At 73.2% G+C, this 17,269-nt stretch carries 15 protein-coding genes and 1 pseudogene; 10 read left to right on the forward strand and 6 right to left on the reverse strand.

What is annotated here, in order from left to right; all coding sequences use genetic code 11:
* Nucleotides 1-85: 85 nt before the first annotated feature.
* Nucleotides 86-742: a hypothetical protein gene (locus tag LO772_RS21370; protein ID WP_231773645.1), complete on the forward strand. Its 657-nt coding sequence runs from the start codon at nt 86-88 to the stop codon at nt 740-742.
* Nucleotides 743-867: 125 nt separating this feature from the next.
* On the opposite strand, the gene LO772_RS21375 is transcribed toward LO772_RS21370, so the two are convergent.
* Genes LO772_RS21375 through LO772_RS21385 form a run of 3 tightly spaced genes read right to left on the reverse strand, consistent with a single transcriptional unit; the run spans nt 868 to nt 4,037 of the window.
* Entirely contained in the window at nt 868-2,034 is a 1,167-nt protein-coding gene (locus LO772_RS21375) for an Mrp/NBP35 family ATP-binding protein (protein ID WP_231773646.1), read from the reverse strand.
* Between the two features lie 10 nt (nt 2,035-2,044).
* Nucleotides 2,045-2,734, reverse strand: coding sequence for a DUF1003 domain-containing protein (locus LO772_RS21380; RefSeq protein WP_231773647.1), 690 nt, complete (start codon nt 2,732-2,734; stop codon nt 2,045-2,047).
* Nucleotides 2,724-4,037 (reverse strand): magnesium transporter MgtE N-terminal domain-containing protein, encoded by a 1,314-nt coding sequence (locus LO772_RS21385; RefSeq protein WP_231773648.1) that lies wholly within the window; start codon nt 4,035-4,037, stop codon nt 2,724-2,726. Before LO772_RS21385 ends, LO772_RS21380 begins: the two co-directional genes overlap by 11 nt.
* A 434-nt stretch (nt 4,038-4,471) precedes the next feature.
* Between LO772_RS21385 and LO772_RS21390 the strand changes: the two genes are divergently transcribed.
* The 3 genes and pseudogenes from LO772_RS21390 to LO772_RS36380 form a co-directional block, all read left to right on the forward strand.
* Nucleotides 4,472-5,326, forward strand: a complete 855-nt coding sequence (locus LO772_RS21390; RefSeq protein ID WP_231773649.1) for a hypothetical protein — start codon at nt 4,472-4,474, stop codon at nt 5,324-5,326.
* Between the two features lie 125 nt (nt 5,327-5,451).
* Nucleotides 5,452-6,357, forward strand: a complete 906-nt coding sequence (locus LO772_RS21395) for a hypothetical protein (RefSeq protein ID WP_231773650.1) — start codon at nt 5,452-5,454, stop codon at nt 6,355-6,357.
* A gap of 65 nt (nt 6,358-6,422) precedes the next feature.
* Nucleotides 6,423-6,806, forward strand: a pseudogene (locus LO772_RS36380) (S1 family peptidase); the annotation flags it as partial.
* Nucleotides 6,807-6,897: 91 nt separating this feature from the next.
* Here the strand turns inward: LO772_RS36380 and LO772_RS21400 are convergent.
* A complete protein-coding gene (locus LO772_RS21400; protein ID WP_231773651.1) occupies nt 6,898-7,443 on the reverse strand; it encodes a hypothetical protein in 546 nt (181 codons plus the stop codon).
* A 107-nt stretch (nt 7,444-7,550) separates the two neighbouring features.
* Here LO772_RS21400 and LO772_RS21405 point away from each other — a divergent pair, with 107 nt between their 5' ends.
* Nucleotides 7,551-8,519 (forward strand): HpcH/HpaI aldolase/citrate lyase family protein, encoded by a 969-nt coding sequence (locus LO772_RS21405; RefSeq protein WP_231773652.1) that lies wholly within the window; start codon nt 7,551-7,553, stop codon nt 8,517-8,519.
* Nucleotides 8,520-8,580: 61 nt separating this feature from the next.
* Here the strand turns inward: LO772_RS21405 and LO772_RS21410 are convergent, their stop codons facing one another.
* On the reverse strand, nt 8,581-9,003 hold the full coding sequence (locus LO772_RS21410) for an ATP-binding protein (RefSeq protein WP_231773653.1): 423 nt from the start codon (nt 9,001-9,003) through the stop codon (nt 8,581-8,583).
* Between the two features lie 407 nt (nt 9,004-9,410).
* Between LO772_RS21410 and LO772_RS21415 the strand changes: the two genes are divergently transcribed.
* Entirely contained in the window at nt 9,411-9,893 is a 483-nt protein-coding gene (locus tag LO772_RS21415) for an ATP-binding protein (RefSeq protein WP_231773654.1), read from the forward strand.
* 441 nt (nt 9,894-10,334) lie between these two features.
* Here LO772_RS21415 and LO772_RS21420 read toward each other — a convergent pair whose 3' ends face one another.
* On the reverse strand, nt 10,335-11,657 hold the full coding sequence (locus tag LO772_RS21420; protein WP_231773655.1) for a hypothetical protein: 1,323 nt from the start codon (nt 11,655-11,657) through the stop codon (nt 10,335-10,337).
* Nucleotides 11,658-12,379: 722 nt separating this feature from the next.
* On the opposite strand from LO772_RS21420, the gene LO772_RS21425 reads away from it, so the two are divergent.
* The 4 genes from LO772_RS21425 to LO772_RS21440 all read left to right on the forward strand — a co-directional run bounded on the left by LO772_RS21425 (nt 12,380) and on the right by LO772_RS21440 (nt 17,237).
* A complete protein-coding gene (locus LO772_RS21425; protein WP_231773656.1) occupies nt 12,380-13,264 on the forward strand; it encodes a hypothetical protein in 885 nt (294 codons plus the stop codon).
* 534 nt (nt 13,265-13,798) lie between these two features.
* Nucleotides 13,799-15,082 (forward strand): WxL protein peptidoglycan domain-containing protein, encoded by a 1,284-nt coding sequence (locus LO772_RS21430; protein ID WP_231773657.1) that lies wholly within the window; start codon nt 13,799-13,801, stop codon nt 15,080-15,082.
* Nucleotides 15,082-16,404 (forward strand): hypothetical protein, encoded by a 1,323-nt coding sequence (locus LO772_RS21435; RefSeq protein ID WP_231773658.1) that lies wholly within the window; start codon nt 15,082-15,084, stop codon nt 16,402-16,404. The genes LO772_RS21430 and LO772_RS21435 overlap by 1 nt, the downstream gene beginning before the upstream one ends.
* On the forward strand, nt 16,401-17,237 hold the full coding sequence (locus LO772_RS21440) for a WxL domain-containing protein (protein ID WP_231773659.1): 837 nt from the start codon (nt 16,401-16,403) through the stop codon (nt 17,235-17,237). The genes LO772_RS21435 and LO772_RS21440 overlap by 4 nt, the downstream gene beginning before the upstream one ends.
* Nucleotides 17,238-17,269: the final 32 nt, after the last annotated feature.

A 17,269-nucleotide genomic window follows, 5' to 3' on the forward strand; every position in this document is an offset into this window, starting at 1 on the left:
ACAGGCCGTACCGTCTTCCGAGAGCGGGACCGGTGTCGCCGTTTTACGGCACCGCTGAGCGCCGGGCGAGCAGACAAGGCTGAGCATGGACACGATGAGCCACGCGGGCGTGACCGACCAGACAGGGGGCGATGCGGGGGGCGGTCAGACCGGCAAGGAGGCGCGGGCGCTGCTGCTCGACCGGTACCTCGCCGCCGACTTCCCCTGGTACGGCCTGGACGAGGGCTGGACCGGCCGGCGTTGGCCGGGCTCCGTGTGCGAGGGCGGCGAGGGACTGGAGTACGGCACGCTCGGGCACGGCGACTCCCCGAGCCGGCGGCCGGGGGACCCGACACCGCGCAAGTTCGTCGCGGTGGTGACGATGCCGCGCCGCGAGCGCCGCCGGAGCGGCGACGGGGCGGGCATGCTCGAGGCGACGTCGATGGCCGGCGCGGCGTCGGTGGCCGGTGTGGGCCTGCTGTCCGACACCTGGCAGTGGGAGCTGGATCGCGACATGCGCCAGGAATGGGTCGAGCAACAGACCTATCTGGCTTGGGAGTTGGCCGACAACCTCGACGGCGACGGCTGGACGGGGCTGGCCCTGCCGGTCGACGGCGTGCCCAACCGCTTCCGCTTCCGCGAGTCGGAGTACGGCTGGGTGATGGCCGGCGAGGCCGCGGGCGTCTACCTGGGTGTGTACGGCCACGGCGTCAGCGCGTACGACCTGGGCCTGTCCGTGGTGCGCCCGACGGCGTACGTCTGACCGCCCGCCCGACCGCCCGCCCGGCGTGACGGGCGGGGCGGTGGGTCCCGGTGTCGCGCACGTCGTGCCGTCCGTCGCGGCCCGCGGACCGCCGGGACCGATACGGAGTCGGCCGCGGGCCCGGTCTAGAACTTCCGCCGCGGGGTGAGGCCCAGCTGCATGCCCGACAGGCCGCGCGAGCGGTTCCCCAGCTTGTCGGCGATGCCGCGCAGGGCGACCGCCGCCGCGGAGTCGGGGGTGTCCAGGACGACCGGGGTGCCGGTGTCGCCGCCCTCGCGCAGGCGGGTGTCGATCGGGATCTGGCCGAGCAGCGGCACCTTCGTACCGGTCGCCTGGGAGAGGCCGTCGGCGACCCGCTGCCCCCCGCCGCTGCCGAACACGTCGAGGATGTGGTCGTCGCAGTGCGGGCACGGCAGGCCCGACATGTTCTCGATCACACCCGCGATGGTCTGCCGCGTCTCGACGGCGATCGTCCCCGCGCGCTCGGCGACCTCCGCGGCGGCCTGCTGCGGGGTCGTGACGACGAGGATCTCGGCGTTCGGGACCAGCTGCGCGACGGAGATGGCGATGTCGCCGGTGCCCGGCGGAAGGTCGAGGAGCAGGACGTCCAGGTCGCCCCAGAACACGTCCGCGAGGAACTGCTGGAGCGCCCGGTGCAGCATCGGGCCGCGCCAGACCACCGGCGCGTTGCCGGGGGTGAACATGCCGATCGAGATGACCTTCACGCCCTGGGCCGACGGCGGCATGATCATGTTCTCGACCTGGGTGGGCCGCCCGTCGACACCGAGCATGCGCGGCACGGAGTGCCCGTAGATGTCGGCGTCGACGACGCCGACCTTGAGGCCCTGCGCGGCCATCGCCGCGGCGAGGTTCACGGTCACCGACGACTTGCCGACGCCGCCCTTGCCGGAGGCCACCGCGTAGACCCGGGTCAGCGAGCCCGGTTTCGCGAACGGCACCTCGCGCTCGGCCTGGCCGCCGCGCAGGTGGGACGCCAGCTCCTTGCGCTGGGCGTCGCTCATGACGTCCAGCTCGACGTCCACGGCGGTCACGCCCGCGACCGCGCCGACGGCCTCGGTGACGCTCGTGGTGATGGTGTCGCGCATGGGACACCCGGCGACGGTGAGGTAGACCGCGACCTTGACGTGTCCGTCGGGGGCGATGTCGACGGATTTGACCATGCCGAGGTCGGTGATCGGCTTGTGGATCTCGGGGTCGTCGACGGTCGCCAGCGCGTCCCGTACGGCGTCTTCCGAGACAGTACGGATCTCGCCATCTTCCAGGATTGCCATACCAGTGAGCTTACGTCCCCGGCGGGGTTCCCCCGCGCCGAGGTGGTCCGCTTCGGCCGCCGTCGCGGCCCCCGGCGCCGCCGCCGTCCCGGCCGCCGCCCGGGCCCGTGCGGTGGCCGCCGTCGTGACCGGTGTCACCGCCGTCGCCGGTCACGTCCGTGACCGCGGCGTGGGCCTGGTCGGTGTCCCGCCGCCCGTCCAGCTCTTTGACCAGCGCCTGAAGCTCGGAGCGCAGGAAGTCGCGCGTCGCGACCTCGCCCAGGGCGATCCGGAGCGCGGCGACCTCGCGCGTGAGGTATTCGGTGTCCGCGATGTTGCGTTCGTTGCGGGCGCGGTCCTGTTCGAGATTGACGCGATCCCTGTCGTCCTGGCGGTTCTGTGCCAGCAGGATCAGCGGGGCCGCGTACGACGCCTGCAACGACAGGGCCAGCGTCAGGAAGATGAACGGGTACTCGTCGAAGCGGAGGCCGCTCGGCAGCGAGACGTTCCACAGCACCCACAGGATGATCGTCCCGGTCATGTAGACGAGGAACCGGCCGGTGCCCAGGAAGCGCGCGATGCGCTCGGAGAATTGGCCGAACGACTCCGGGTCGTACTTCGGGAACGGGCTCAGCCGCCGGCGGGGCAGCGTCGGCTGGTCGAGGCGCGGCCGGCGGCGCCGCTCCTCGGGTGGCAGGGTGCTCTGCGGTTCACGCGCCATTGGGACGACTCCTCACCGCCGCGGCCGGGGTCGGCAGGTGCGTGTCGCCGTGCGCCGAGCCCTCCCGCCAGTCCTGCGGCAGCAGGTGGTCGAGGACGTCGTCGACGGTGACGGCGCCGAGCATGTGGTCGTCCTCGTCGACGACGGGCGCCGCGACCAGGTTGTACGCGGCGAGGAAGCCGGCCACCTCGGCCAGCGGCGTGTCGGGGCGCAGCGGCTGGAGGTCGGTGTCGACGACCGCGCCGACCAGGGTGAACGGCGGATCGCGCAGCAGCCGCTGGAAGTGCGCGACGCCGAGGTACTTGCCGGTGGGCGTCTCGGTCGGCGGGCGGCAGACGTACACCTGCCCGGCCAGGGCGGGGGAGAGGTCGGGGTTGCGGACCAGCGCGAGGGCCTCGGCGACGGTGGCGTCCGGCTCCAGCACGATCGGCTCGGTCGTCATCATGCCGCCGGCGGTGTCGTCGGAGTACGTGAGCAGCCGGCGCACGTCCTTGGCCTCGTCCGGCTCCATCAGGCCCAGCAGCCGTTCCGCGGTCGCCTCGGGCAGCTCGGAGATGAGGTCGGCGGCGTCGTCGGGGTCCATCGCCTCCAGGACGTCGGCGGCCCGCTCCTCGCGCAATTGCCCGAGGATCTCGACCTGGTCGTCCTCGGGCAGCTCCTCCAGGACGTCGGCGAGGCGGTCGTCGTCGAGGGCGGAGGCGACCTCGACGCGGCGTTTCGAGGACAGGTTGTGCAGCACGTTGGCCAGGTCGGCGGGACGCAGCTGCTCGAACGTCGCGAGGAGGTTGGCGGCGCCCTGCTGGTCCTCGGGCCGCTCGAAGCCGGTCACCGCGTTCCAGTCGACGGTCAGCGTCTCGCCGCGGCGCCTGCGCAGCGCGGACCCGCCGCCGGGCCTCGGCTTCTGGACGAACAGCTTGCCGATGAACCAGTCGCGCCCACGCCCCGAACTCATCGCCACGTCGAGGACCGTGACCTCCTCGCCGGTCTCGGCGAGCGTGACGCGGCGGTCGAGCATCTCGGCGAGAACGAGCGTCTCGGTCGGACGCTGTTCGAAGCGGCGCAGGTTGACCAGGCCCGTGGTGATGACCTCGCCCGTCTCGACGCTGGTGACGCGGGTCATCGGCAGGAAGATGCGCCGCCGGGTGGTCACCTCGACGACCAGCCCGAGGACGCGCGGCGGCTGCCCGGCGGTGCGCATCGCCACGACCACGTCGCGGAGCCGGCCCACCTGGTCGCCACCGGGGTCGAAGACGGCGACGGCGGACAGGTGCGAGATGAACACGCGTCCTGGCGTGCCGGTCATCGGGAACCTCCGTGGACGCCCCGGCCGTCACGCCGGGAGGGAATCGGTCACCTGCGGAGCAGGGCGGGTGGGTGTGGCGTCCGCCTCCTTGCGGCCGAGGGGCACCCGTGCGGCCGATCGCCGGGTTGCCGGGGAGGGCCCGCCCCGGTGCCCTTGCGGACAGCACAGTACCGGGCCGTGCGTATGTTCGGATCTTGTGAGGATTCCCCGGGCGCCCGAGGGGCCCGAGGCCTTCCGGCCCGTCTCGCGTGTGCCCGGACCGGCCCGTTGTGATGCCCGCTCCCGTGCTTTGTACCCTGCTGGTGCCGCGCCGGGGGTTTCGGGGCCTGTCCGGCGGATCACCTCGGGGCCGTTGCGGTGCCCGGGGGTCGGACGGACGCGCCCCGGCCCCGCCCGCCGCCCTGTCCCGGCCCGCCACCGCCCGAGGGGAACCGTTGCGCCGACGTCTGCGAGCGCCTGTCGTCCTGGTCCTGCTGCTGTGGATGTTCGCGTCCGCGTGCTCGTCGGACGAGCCGAAGGGATTCGCGTCCGAACCGACCGCCACGATCCTCGAACAGTCGCGCGCGGCGGCCAAGTCCGCGACCGCGGTGCACATCGCGGGCACGTGGATCAGCCAGCGCGTCGAGTACCAGATCGACATGCGCATCAAGAACGACGGGGCGGCCGGTGAGATCACCACCGCCGACACGAAGATAGGGCTGCTCCGGGTCGGCGAGGACCTGTTCGTCCGCGGCGACGCGACCCTCTACCAGCCCCGGGACGGCCGCCAGGACCCCGACGCGGCGGCGTCCGCCGAGGTGCTGCACGACAAGTACGTCAAGGTCCCGCCGGACGACCCGGCGTACGCGCGCTTCGGCGGCTTCACGCGGCTCCACCCGCTGCTCGACGACATGTTCTTGCTCAGCGGCGAGATCAAGAAGGACGGCCGCAAGGACGTGCGCGGCGTCGAGACGATCCTGCTGTCCGCGGACAAGGGCGGGGGCGGCGAGATGTACGTCTCGCTCGGGGACAAGCCCTTCCCCATGCGCTACAGCCCCGGCACCAACTCCGGGCGGCTGGACCTGTACGAGTACGACCAGGACTTCCCCGTCGCGATGCCCGGCGCCGACCAGCTCGTCGACTACGGCTCGCTCAACCCGTCGCCCGCCCCCTCGACCGGCACCGACACCGACGACTCCGCGTCGCCGAGCCCGTCCGGCACCGGCAAGTCGGGGTCCGGAACGTCGAGTCCCAGGCCCAGTGGCAGCGCCACCGCGACGGCCGGGGCGACCAGTACCCGCTCATCGTGACCAGGCCCGCGCCGCCTCGGATACGGTGGCGACGCACTTGCTCGACCGGCTCCGCCCGACCGGCTTTTCGGGCCGACAATTCGTCCACGCACGTCCGGCACGTCTGAAACGTAAGGAACTTGGCGGTGACTCGACGAAGCGCCCGCCGGCGCACGGGAATCACGGTAACGGCGGCGGTCGTGGCGGCGTTGCTCGCGGCGGGATGCAGCGTCGGCAAGCCCGCGCACCGCTCCTTCTCCGATCCCGGGGACGAGCCGTCGGTGGGCCTGCCGCTCGGCAACCAGGTCGGCAGCCTCGACCCCGCGGCGATCCTGCAACGCGCCCAAGCGGCCACCGCGGCCTCGGCGTTCGTGCACATCAAGGGGCAGATCACCGAGTCGGGCACAAGCGACCCCTTCACCGTCGACATGCGCTTCACGAGCACCGGCAGCGACGGCACGCTCGTCCGGGACGGCGTCACCGCGCGCGTCACGCGCGTACAGAACCAGGTGTGGTTCCAAGGCGATCCGCGTTTCTGGGGCGAGGTCGGCAGCAGCACCGAGGAGGAGTTCGTCAACCGCAACAAGTTCATCCAGATCCCGGTCGACGACAAGAAGTACGCCGGGATGGTCGAGAACACGTACATCGAGCGGCTGGTCGCCAAGCTCCTCGGCGAGCCCGGCACCCTCCAGAAGGGCGAGACGCGCGAGGTCAACGGCCGCAAGGCGATCGCGCTGACGGTGGGCGGCGGGGGCGGCGGCACGATCTGGGTCGCGACCGAAGGCGCGCCGTACCTGATGCGCTTCGAGGCCGCGCCCGGCGGCAGGACGACCGGCGAGGTCGACTTCCTCGGCTACAACGAGCGCACGGTCATCGCGGCGCCCGACCCGGACCAGATCGTCGACAAGGACTTGGCGCCGCAGCCGACGGGTTCGTCGAAGACGACGAGGAAGCCGACGAGTACGAAGACGACCTCGTCGAGCACGTCGGGATCGTCCGGGTCGTCGGGGTCGTCCGGCGCGACGAAGAGCCCGTCCGGCTCCGGCGACTGACGCGGGGTCGGCGGGACCGCCGCGCCGGACGCACCGCTTTCCCGCGGAATTCCGGCGATACTTGGATCCACGTCAACCCCGCTTGCGTCGACACCGGAACGGCGGGCGACCTGGCCCTGTTCAAACTCGACCGGCCCGTTGATCAGAAGCCGGTCCGGGTCGCGTCGTCGGTCGGCGGACCCGGGACTCCCTTCCGCGTCATCGGCTGGGGCTACACGGCCGCCGACGCCACGACGCTTCCGACCGGCCCGAACCAACTCGACACCAGGGTGCTCCCCGACGCGCCGTGCGTGGGCGGCGAATTCGGTATCCGCGGCGGCGACTTCCGCGCCGACAACCCCGAGGGCAAGGCCGACCCCTGCGGCGGCGACTCCGGCACCCCCGCGATCAAGAAGGTCTACGGCCGCTGGGAACTGGTCGGCGTCGACAGGCGCAGCCTCGGTGACTGCGCGGTGACCAAGGAAGTGCTCCCCAGCGCCCCCTACCACCACCGCTGGATCGACGCGGTGCTCCAAAAGTGGCCGGAAGCCGTTGGAGGGCTCAGCGTCCCCGCAAGCGCGTGCCCCACGAGAAGTTGCGGGGCAGCGGCCCGCGCGTCCGGGCCGGTGTCGGGGCGGGGGCCGCCGCGTGGCCGGTGCGCGGCAGGGCTTCTCCGTGGGCGATCGCGTGTGCCGGGCCGAGTCGGACGATCACGCAGTCGCGTGCCCACCGGGCCGGTTGCGCTTCGCCGTCCGGGGCGTTGAGGCGTTCTCGGTGGAGGGCTGTCGCGGCGTCCGGCCATCGCTCGTCTTCGGGGGTGAGGACGGTGATCTCGGCGGTCCAGGTGACCAGTCGGCCGCCCTTGTCTTTGCTGCGCACGGTCACCTCGGCATGGGGGGCCTCGGCCAGGCCCGGTACGTGCTGCTCGGTGCCGTCCGCGGCGCGGGCCTGGAGGATGTGCACCGCTCCGTCGTGCCACACGTGCCACGCGGGCCGGGCGGCCCGACCCGTCGGGGCGACCCACAGCAGGCCGGACTTCTTGGCGCCCTCTTCGACCAGCGCAGCGTCGAACAACGCGTCGGCGGACGGGCTCCCGGGAGCGTTCATGGACACCAGAGTCCCACATGTCGGACGTGCCCCACCCCGCATGGCCGCCCCGAGGGGCGGCCAGTAGCCTGACCGCACGATCCCGCATGCAATGGGAGGACCACTTCATGGCCGCCACATCGCGAAGCCTGCGTTCCCGCCGTTCGTGTATGGCAGTTCCGGGCAGCAACCCCCGTTTCATCGAAAAGGCCCAGGGCCTCCCGGTGGACCAGGTGTTCCTCGACCTGGAGGACGCCTGCGCGCCGCTGGCGAAGGAAGGCGCGCGCCACACCATCGTGGACTCGCTCAACAACGGTGACTGGGGTGACCGGATCCGCGTCGTGCGGGTCAACGACTGGACCACCCACTGGACGTACCGCGACGTCGTCACGGTCGTCGAGGGCGCGGGCGCCAACCTCGACTGCATCATGCTGCCGAAGGTGCAGGACGCGACCCAGATCACCGCCCTCGACATGCTGCTGACGCAGATCGAGAAGACGGTCGGCCTGGAGGTCGGCCGCATCGGCATCGAGGCGCAGATCGAGAACGCGCGCGGCTTGGTCAACGTCGACGCCATCGCGGCGGCCTCCCCCCGCCTTGAGGCGATCATCTTCGGCCCGGCGGACTTCATGGCGTCGATCAACATGAAGTCGCTGATCGTCGGCGAGCAGCCGCCGGGCTACGACACCGGCGACGCCTACCACTACATCCTCATGCGCATCCTCATGGCCGCGCGCATGCACGACCTCCAGGCGGTCGACGGCCCGTACCTCCAGATCAAGGACGTCGACGGGTTCCGCCGCGTGGCCGGCCGCTCCGCCGCGCTCGGTTTCGACGGCAAGTGGGTGCTGCACCCCGGCCAGATCGACGCCGCCAACGAGGTGTACGCCCCGTCGCAGGCCGACTACGACCACGCCGAGCTGATCCTTGACGCGTACGACTGGTGCACGTCGGAGGCCGGCGGCAAGAAGGGCGCCGCGATGCTCGGCGACGAGATGATCGACGAGGCCTCGCGCAAGATGGCCCTGGTCATCTCGGCGAAGGGCCGCGCCGCGGGCATGACCCGCACGAGCAAGTTCGAGCCCCCGCAGGGCTGACGTCCCGGTCGGCCCCGGCTCGCCCGGGGCCGGTCGCGGCGGCGCCCGGTTCCGGCACCGGTCAGCCGGTGGCCGGGCCGGTGCCCAGCGGCAGCACGACCCATGTCGTCTTGCCGCCGTCCTCGGTGGACTGCACCTCGGCGATCCCGTGGGCCTCGGCGACCACCTCGTGGACGACGCCCAGGCCGTCGCAGTGCGCCTCCCGGGCCCGGGGGTCGGCGTCGTGGACGCCGACGCCGATGTGGCCGTCGCCCAGGACCATGGTCAGGGTGAGGGTCGGCGAGAGGCGGTCGGCGTTGCGGACCGAGACGGCGGCCAGCTCGGACACGATCAGGCGCAGGTCGTACGCCAGGTCGGTGCCGGGCGCGACACCCCAGTCGGCGAGCGCCTCGGTGAGCAGGCGGCGCGCTTGCGGAACGGCCGCGGGGGCCGCGGTGAGCCGGGCGGTACGGTGCCGGGCCGTCCGCCGGTCGGCGGTCGTCATCAAGGTCCTCGCACGACGAACGGGCGGTGGAGTCGGACGCGACGCGGTCGGGTGGACCCCTCGGCGGCGCCCTGAACCCGCGTGGCCCCCCGGCGCACGGCCCCGGCGGGATTCGAAGACTCCGCATAGCATGGCGCGCCCGGAGATCATGTCGCAATGCGTTCGGCGCACCGGATCCGGTACACCGGCTCCGGCATCGGCCGCGGCGGCGGGTCTGCGCGGGTAGACAAGCGGTGTACGCCGCGGCCCGGCCGGCGGTCCGGATGCCCGGCCACCGGGTTCCGACCAGGCGTGTTTCCGGCATCAGCAGCCCCGAGCGAGGCGGAGGCCCCGTTGACATCTCCCTCGACCGAAGCACCCGCCCGGCTCGTCGGCCGATGCTCGCCCCGCCTCCCCGGAGGCCCGCGATGAGCGCCCTGCGGTCGCGGGCCGCGGGAGACGGCGACTTCCGTTCCGGCGAACCGGGGGCGCGGCAGGTGCGGCGGCTCCCCTTCGGCACCGGCGCGGGGGCCGTGACCCGGGCGCGGACGTTCCTGCGGACCGCGATGCAGGCGTACGGCTGGCGGCCGGCGTCGGATCAGGCGGTCGAACTCGCCGCGGACGACATCGTGCTGGTCGCCGTCGAACTGGTCACCAACGCGTGCCTGCACGGCGGCGGTCCGGTCGAGCTGCGCGTCGTCCGGGCCGACGGCGTCGTGCGCGTCGAGGTCGAGGACCGCACCGAGGTGCAGCCGGTGCCGCGCGATCCCTTCGAGGGAACGCGCACGGGCGGGCACGGACTGCTCATCGTGCGGCGGCTCTCGCGGCGGTGGGGTGCCGTCGTGCACCCGGGGCGCGGGAAGACCGTCTGGGCGGAGCTGGCGGAGCCCGGCCGGGGCACCGGGTCCTGACCCGTGCGGGACGGCGGCATCGCATCCTCCCCGGGGCCGGCGCCGCCCGTCGGCTCGTGGCGGCCGAGCGGGCACGGTCGGGGGCTCCCGGCCCCTGTTCGAGAGCCGACCGACCGTACGAATGAAACGTGTTACAGAAATCGCCTCGGGTATTCACCCGCGCTTCGCCGGTGAAGTCAAGGGACGCCGCCGGTGGCGCGGGCGGCGGCCCCGAGCCGGGTGGCGGCCACGGGTCGCGTGGGGCCGAGACGGGCGCGGCGGTGGACGCGAACTGAGCCGGAACGGCCCGGAGTCGGCGCCGGTTCGGCGCGCAACCCTTGTGGCGCACGGTTGTTCGTCGCGTCGAGCCCGTGGCCGGCGGGGTGGGCCGGGCGGTGGGGGCAGGGGCGGACGAGGGACAGATCAGGGGCAGATCAGGGGCAGATCAGGGGCAGATCAGGGTCATATCAGGGTCAGGGTCAACTGCGCGGCGTAGGGCTGCGGTTCGGCGGGGGCGGGCAGGGTGATCCGCACCGAGGCGTCCACCTGGAACTCGCCGCCGGTGACCTCGCCCAGGCTCGGGTTCTGCCGGCACAGCAGCTCGGGGTTGGTGCGCGCGTCGCCGGGCAGGCCGCCCGAGACCGCGCTCGATCCGTCGCCCGCCGCCGTGCAGCCCGGTATCCAGTGGAACGCGGAGCCCGGGAGCACCGATCCGTCGGGGGCGACGAAGTCGCCGATCTGGCCCGTCAGCGTCCAGCCCAGGGTGCTGCCCCGGTCGTCGGTGACGGTCAACGGCCGCAGTTCCCCGGTGACTTCGCCGGGAGAGCCGTTCGACGGTGACGCGCCCAGGATGACGCCGCCGTCCTGGGACGGCGTGATGTACAGCGGCCCGGCCGGACGCGGGCTGTTCGGGGCGCCGGGGGCGGCGCCCGGGGCGCCCTCCGGGGTCTCCGGGGTCTCCGGGGTCGGTGCGCCCGCCGGTTGCGTGCCCGGGAGGGGTTCGGCGCCGGGGACGGCCGGCGGTGTCGAGGCGCCGGGGGTTCCTGTTGCCGGGGTGCCGTCGGGGGAGCCGGGAGTCCCGGTCGTGGTGGGGGCGGTCGGTGCGCCGTCCGGGGGCGGTGTGGCGCCGCCGGACGTACCGCCCGTCGTCCCGCCGTTGGTCGATCCTCCCGACGAAGTCCCGCCGTCCGCACCGCCCGTGGCGCCGCCCGAGGTGCCTCCGAGAGGCGGTTCGCTCGGGTCGCCGACGGCGATCGCCGTGGAGACGGCCGGGGTTCCGGTCGGTGTGCACGCCGACGGGTCGCCGACCAGCCACGTGTCGATCGTGTAGCCGGCGGGGGCGAGGTCGACGCGGCCCTCCTTCGCGACCGTGAAGGTGCCCGTCATCGCCTCGACGTACAGCGGGTCGGACCCCCACGCGGCCGGATTCCGCGTCGGTCCGGCCACCGCGACGTCGCCGGTCTGCGCGCCGGTCAGTCTCACGACGCCCGCGGGCCGCGCGCTGTTCTGGGCGACGAGCACCCAGCTCGACGGATTGCGCGGCGGTGTCTTCCAGTTCCACGTCACGGTGACGACGTCGCCGACCGCGTACGCGTCCTTCACGGGCGCGACGGTCAGCTCGACCTGCGGCTGCCACGTGAACGCCGGTCCGTTGAGCGGCGGCGGCACGCAGCTCACGGAGTTCGTCACGACGGCGGCTCTCGCGGACGGACTCCCGGCCCCGAACCCCGCCGCCGCGGCGACGAGCCCGAAGCCGACCAGAAGAGCGGTGCGCCGTGCGGCCATGCTGCGAATCCCCTTCCCGGCCCCGCCGTTCGCCGGACCGCCGTTCCCGACACCTGTCGTTCAGTGCCCGGCAGCCATTCACCCGGGTGCACTGACGGTCTGTCAAGACGTGGGCCGTACAAGGCGCGTCCCATCTCCCGGCAGAGTGCGGTCGGGAAACGTCCGCGCCGAAAGTCACCGTACGCCCTTGGGGTGGCGCGCCGTTCGACATCGGCCCGCGACCGGAAATTGATGCGGATGACTCAAACCGACACGTGTCGGTTATGGACATTGCGGTTGATGTGGAGCAATCGGCCTGCCGGGCAGGCGATTTCGCGTCGCGGCGGGCCCGGAGCGCGGCCCGGGATGGCGTGTTTTTTCTGGCCATGGCTGTTGTTCGCTCATGGGACTTGCCGTACCGTCGCCCCATGATCTGACGTGCCATCAATGACTGAAACAGTCTTGATGTTGTTCTCTCGGGCTCGGTGCCGACCGGTTTTCGCTCTCCCGGGAGCCGGTCGCCCCGCCCAGGGCCTGCGCGCTCGCCGGTGCGGGCCGTCGAGTCCGTTTCGGGCCCGGAGCCACCGGGTCCCGAGCGGATGAACGATCGCGAACTCCGGTGCCCCGGAAGGCGCGAACGGTCCGTACAGGACGAGAAGCCGGCGCCGCGGCCCGCGTGCCACGCACGGACCGCCGGAGCCGTCGACAACGACAGGCAAGTCCCCGAAGGGAGAACCACCCCCATGGTCAAGCCCACGAAACGGATCGCCGGCGGGCTGTTGGCATCGGCCTTCGCGGTCGGCTCCGCACTCGCGTTCGCGCCGTCGGCGTACGCGGGCGAGGTCACCGCGAACGTGAAGTGCTCCCTGCCGGCCGGTGCGGGCGAGGCGGAAGGCATGCAGAAGATCACCGTCGAGGCCCCCTCCTCGGCCGCCGCGGGCGCCGAGGTCGACGTCAAGGTGACGCTCGGCGAGAGCCCCGCCAAGAGCCCCCTCGCCCTCGACGGTGTCGAGCTGACGCCGTCGATCGACTTCAAGGTCGGCAACGACACCGTGACCGTCACCGGTACGGCGTCGACGATCAACGTCAAGGCGAACGAGTCCATCACGGCACCGCCGTTCAACGGCAAGTTCAAGGTGCCCGCGGGCGCTTCCGGGTCCATCGACCTGATCCCGGTCAAGCTCGGCAACGCGGTCAACGTCCCCGGGATCGGGGCGCTCACCGCCGACTGCACCGTCAACGGCGCGGGCAAGGTCGCCTCCATCTCGGTCTCGGGCGGCGGCACGACCGGTTCCAGCACGGGCAGTTCCACATCGGGGACCACCGGCGGCACGACCTCGGGCACCACCGGGTCGACGACCTCCGGCACCACGGGCAGCACCACCTCGGGTACGACCGGGTCGACCTCCTCCGGCGGCTCGGGCACGTCCTCCGGGACGACCGGCACCTCCGGCTCGGGCAGCTCCACCGGGTCCTCGGGCGCCACGACCGGCGGCAGCCTGCCCAAGACCGGCCCGCTGGACGACGCCGTCTCGATGGGCCTCGTCGGCGGCACCGTCGGCCTCCTCGGCATCGGCGCGGTCCTCGTCGCGACCCGCAAGGTGCGGTCGCGCAACAACACCGCCTGATCCCCCACCGGCAATCGCTGCCGCCGGGCCGTACCGCGTGCTCGGCGGCAGCGCGACGGGCCGGTACCTCTGCGGCGTGACAACGGATATATCAGGAATATCACCATCTTGATGCGACCCGTCGGGTCGCTCCGACCCCATGCCGCCTTACCTTCACCCGACCCGGCGGTCTCCGCGCGGCCCGGTCCGCGCGGGCACGCGAATCACCGCCACCCGAGCGTGTGAAGGCCTCCCGGCCGGCGCCTCCCCGGCCGGGACCCCGAACGGCCCGACCCCGGGGCCGGACGGCGGGAGCCACCCGCTGTCCGGCCCCGGGACGACAGGCCGCTGCGGATCGGCGCAGAGCGGACGGGTGGGACGGGCAAACCGGCCCGTTCCACCCACCCCGCCCGGCACCGGACCGCACCCCGTACCGCCACCGCGGCGGTACGCCACCGCCGCACCCGGACGACGTCCCCGGTCTCCGCTCCCCGGACGCCGTCCCGCAGCACCGCGCAGGCCGATCCGCAGAATCCCCGGCACAGGAGAACAGAGATGACGGACACGCCGACCTCCCCCCGGGGAAGATCCCCCCGGTCCCCGCGCGCGGGCCTGCGCTCCCGCGCGCTGTCCCTGCTGACCGTGCTGGGCACGGTCCTCGCCGCGTTCCTCGTGGTCCCGCCGCCCGCCGCGCACGCCGCGGGCAACGGCGAGTGGTCGGTCGACCCGTACGTCCCGCCGGGCGGCGACCAGAACAACCGCCGCTACTTCTTCCTGAACGGCTCGGCGGGCGACACCATCAACGACACCGTCGTGATCACCAACTCCAGCGAACGCCCCATGACGTTCAAGGTGTTCGGCGCCGACGCGTTCAACACCCCGCGCGACGGCGCGTTTTCGGTACGGCGCATCGACGACCCGCAGAAGGGCATCGGCGCATGGCTCCGGGTCGCCCCCGGCCAGGACACCGTCACGCTGCAGCCCAAGACCCGGATCGCGGTGCCGTTCGGCATCGCCATACCCGCCAACGCCCGTCCCGGCGACCATATCGGCGGCATCCTCGCGCTCAACACCGAGCCGGTCGGACAGCAGCAGGACGGGCAAGTCCGCGTCGACCTCAAGATGCAGGTGGGCGCCCGCATCTACCTCAAGGTCGACGGACCGACCCTGCCCGCCATGGAGGTTCGCGACGTACGCGTCGAACGCGACGCCGGCATCGGGGAGTTCTTCGGATCGGGCGCGGCCACCATCCACTACACGGTCGTCAATCGCGGCAATGTGATCGTGCGTCCGCACCTCGAACTCAAGGTCTCGGGACTCTTCGGCCGCACCCTGCTCACCCGCACGAGCGATCCGCGGAACCCGCTGGAGATCTTCCCCGGCGAGTCCGTCGAGCTGGTGCAGAAGTGGGGCGGCGCGCCGCGCCTCGACCGGGTCGACGTCGACGTCAAGGCGGTCAGCGAGCAGGACGGGGTCACGCTCAGCGACAAGGCGGGCACCGCGTACACCGCCGTGCCCTGGCCCGCGCTGCTCACCCTCGCGCTGCTGCTGATCGCGGGCGGCGTGGCGTGGCAACTGCTGCGCAACCGCAAGGGCGGCGGCGGAACGGGCGACGACAAGGCCGAGAACAACGGCCCCGACGCACCCGCCGGCGACGACGCGGCACCCGGCCACGACGGCACTGGGAAGGACGCCCCCGAGACGAACGCCCCCGCGGCGGACGGCTCCCCGGGATCCGACGCCGGGACGGGGGCGACCGCCGACGACGCGACGCGGGAAATCGTCCCCGTGCCCAAAGCGGGCGACGAGACGGCCGACCCGGCGGGGGTGCCCCGCTGATGCCCCACGCCTTCCGCCGCATCCCCGGCGGTCCGGTCGAACACCGGCCCGCCCGGGGCGCGTTCGCGTACCCTCCGACCGACTCCTCCGCCACCCGGCGCACGGCCGTGTGGCGCATACTCCTGCTGCCCGCCTGCCTGTTGGTGCTCGCCCTGGTGGCCGCGCCGGGCGTGTACGCCGCCTCGCCCGCCCCGGAGCCGCCGCCCGCGGGCGGCGACGCGCAACTGGCGCCGACCACCGCGACCGCCCCCGGCGCCGACGTCCACGTCACCGGGACGGGCTGGAGCCCCGGCGCGATGGTCAACATCGCGGTGTGCGGCCGGAACGGCCAGGGCGGCAGCTCGTCCTGCGCGGTTCCCACATCGGTCAACACCACGGTCCCCGCCGGGGGAACGCTCGACGTGGCGCTCAAGGTCGAGACGCCGCCGGTCCCCTGCCCGTGTGTGATCCGCGTCGTCACGGTCACGGGGGGCACCTCGGCGACGCGCAGCACCCCGCTCGACATCCCGGGCGCCCCGTACGAACCGCTGTCCGAGACCGGGAAGTCGCCCGGGCGCCTCACCTTCATCCGGAGCGAACTCACCGGCGGGGACACGATCTTCACGTGGTTCGGCTCACCCGTGAGCCGACGGTTCGAGATCGAGGTCGGCAACATGGGCGAAACGCCCATCACCGACCCGGTGTTCCGGATCGGCGTGTTCGAGGGCGTGTTCGCGCCGTCGTGGGAGGACAAGGCCTGGACCGGCACGATCCAGCCGGGCCAGCGGGTCACCGTCAGCCTGCCCATCGAGCTGAAGCCGCGCCAGCACGGCGAGTTCCGCTACCGCGTGATGTACGGCGACAAGGTCGTCGACGAGGTCGTCCTCACCGTGGGACGGCCGTGGGGCGTCTACCTGTTCGGCGCGCTCGCCGTCGTCGTCGTCCCCATGGCGGTGTGGCGTCTGGTGGGCAACCTCATCCGGGCCGTCAAGGAGCACCGCAAGAACTCCGCCGAGGAACGCGAACGCGAGGTCGGGGTGCCGGGCGCCGCCGAGCCCGGGACACGCGATCCGGACCGGGACGAGGCGGGCACCGGGCCCGGCCCGGTGCCGCGCCGCACCGACGAGCCCGTGGTCGTGGGGACGCGGCTGTTCCCGCCGTCCGCCGCCGACGCGAACCCGGCGTCCGCGCGCGCGGTTTCACCGACGGGCCCGTCCTCCGACGGCGACGAGACCCGCGTCCTGCCCGCCACCCGGGCCGAGGACCGGCCCGCCGGCGGACGGCCCCCGGAAGCCGCGCACGTCCTCGCCGGGAAGCCGGGAGAGGAGCGCGGGACGCCATGACCTACCGGCCCGGGCAGGGAACGGCGACGCTCGTGGGCACCGCCTTCGCGGTCGCCGTCACGGCGGCGGTCCTCGCGACGTTCTTCCTGTTCCCCGGCGGGGGATGCAACGGGGACGCGTGCGGCGACGCGAGCGATCCGACCGTCCGGGCGGTCACCGACGTCCTCCCGGCCCCGGGGGCGCCCGAGGCCCCGGGGACGCCCGGCGCCCCGGCGCCGACCGGCACCGGCTCCGGAGGCGACCCGTCGGCCGACCCCGCGGCCCGGGCCGGCGGGACCGCCGGCACCGCCGCGGATACCGACCCCGACCTGTGGTTCTCCACCGAGATCGGGCAGCCCTCGGCCGCCCCCGAGGCGCCGCGGTCGGCCTCCGGCGACGTCAGCGCGATGCTGCACGCCGGGCCGCTGCGCGTCCTCACCCCCGCCCCGAACCCGGGGACGGGGCTCCTCACGGTCGACCGGTCGAGCGGCACCGCCACGGGGAGCCTGACCCCCCTGCTCGTCCAGGACTTCCGGGGCTCCACGACCGGTTGGTCGCTCACCGCCACGATGTCGGACTTCACCGGTCCGGGCGGCGCGACGCTCGACGCCGGCCGCCTGGCATGGGAGCCGCGCTGCGACGCCCACCCGGGACCGGCGGCACCGTACCCCAGCACCGCGGTCGCCGGGTCGCCGGTCTCCGCGGGCCGTACCGCGCTCCTGTGCTCCACCCCCTCCGCGCGAGGGGTGACCGGAGGTCAGTTCGACGTGGGCGCCGATTTCCGGCTGCCCGTGCCCGCCGGATCGACCCGATCCGGCGGCTACACCGCGACGTTGCTGCTGACTTTGACCTGACCGCCGCACCCCGCGACCGGCCGGGTGGACGA

The organism is Yinghuangia sp. ASG 101, from assembly GCF_021165735.1.
Lineage (GTDB): Bacteria > Actinomycetota > Actinomycetes > Streptomycetales > Streptomycetaceae > Yinghuangia.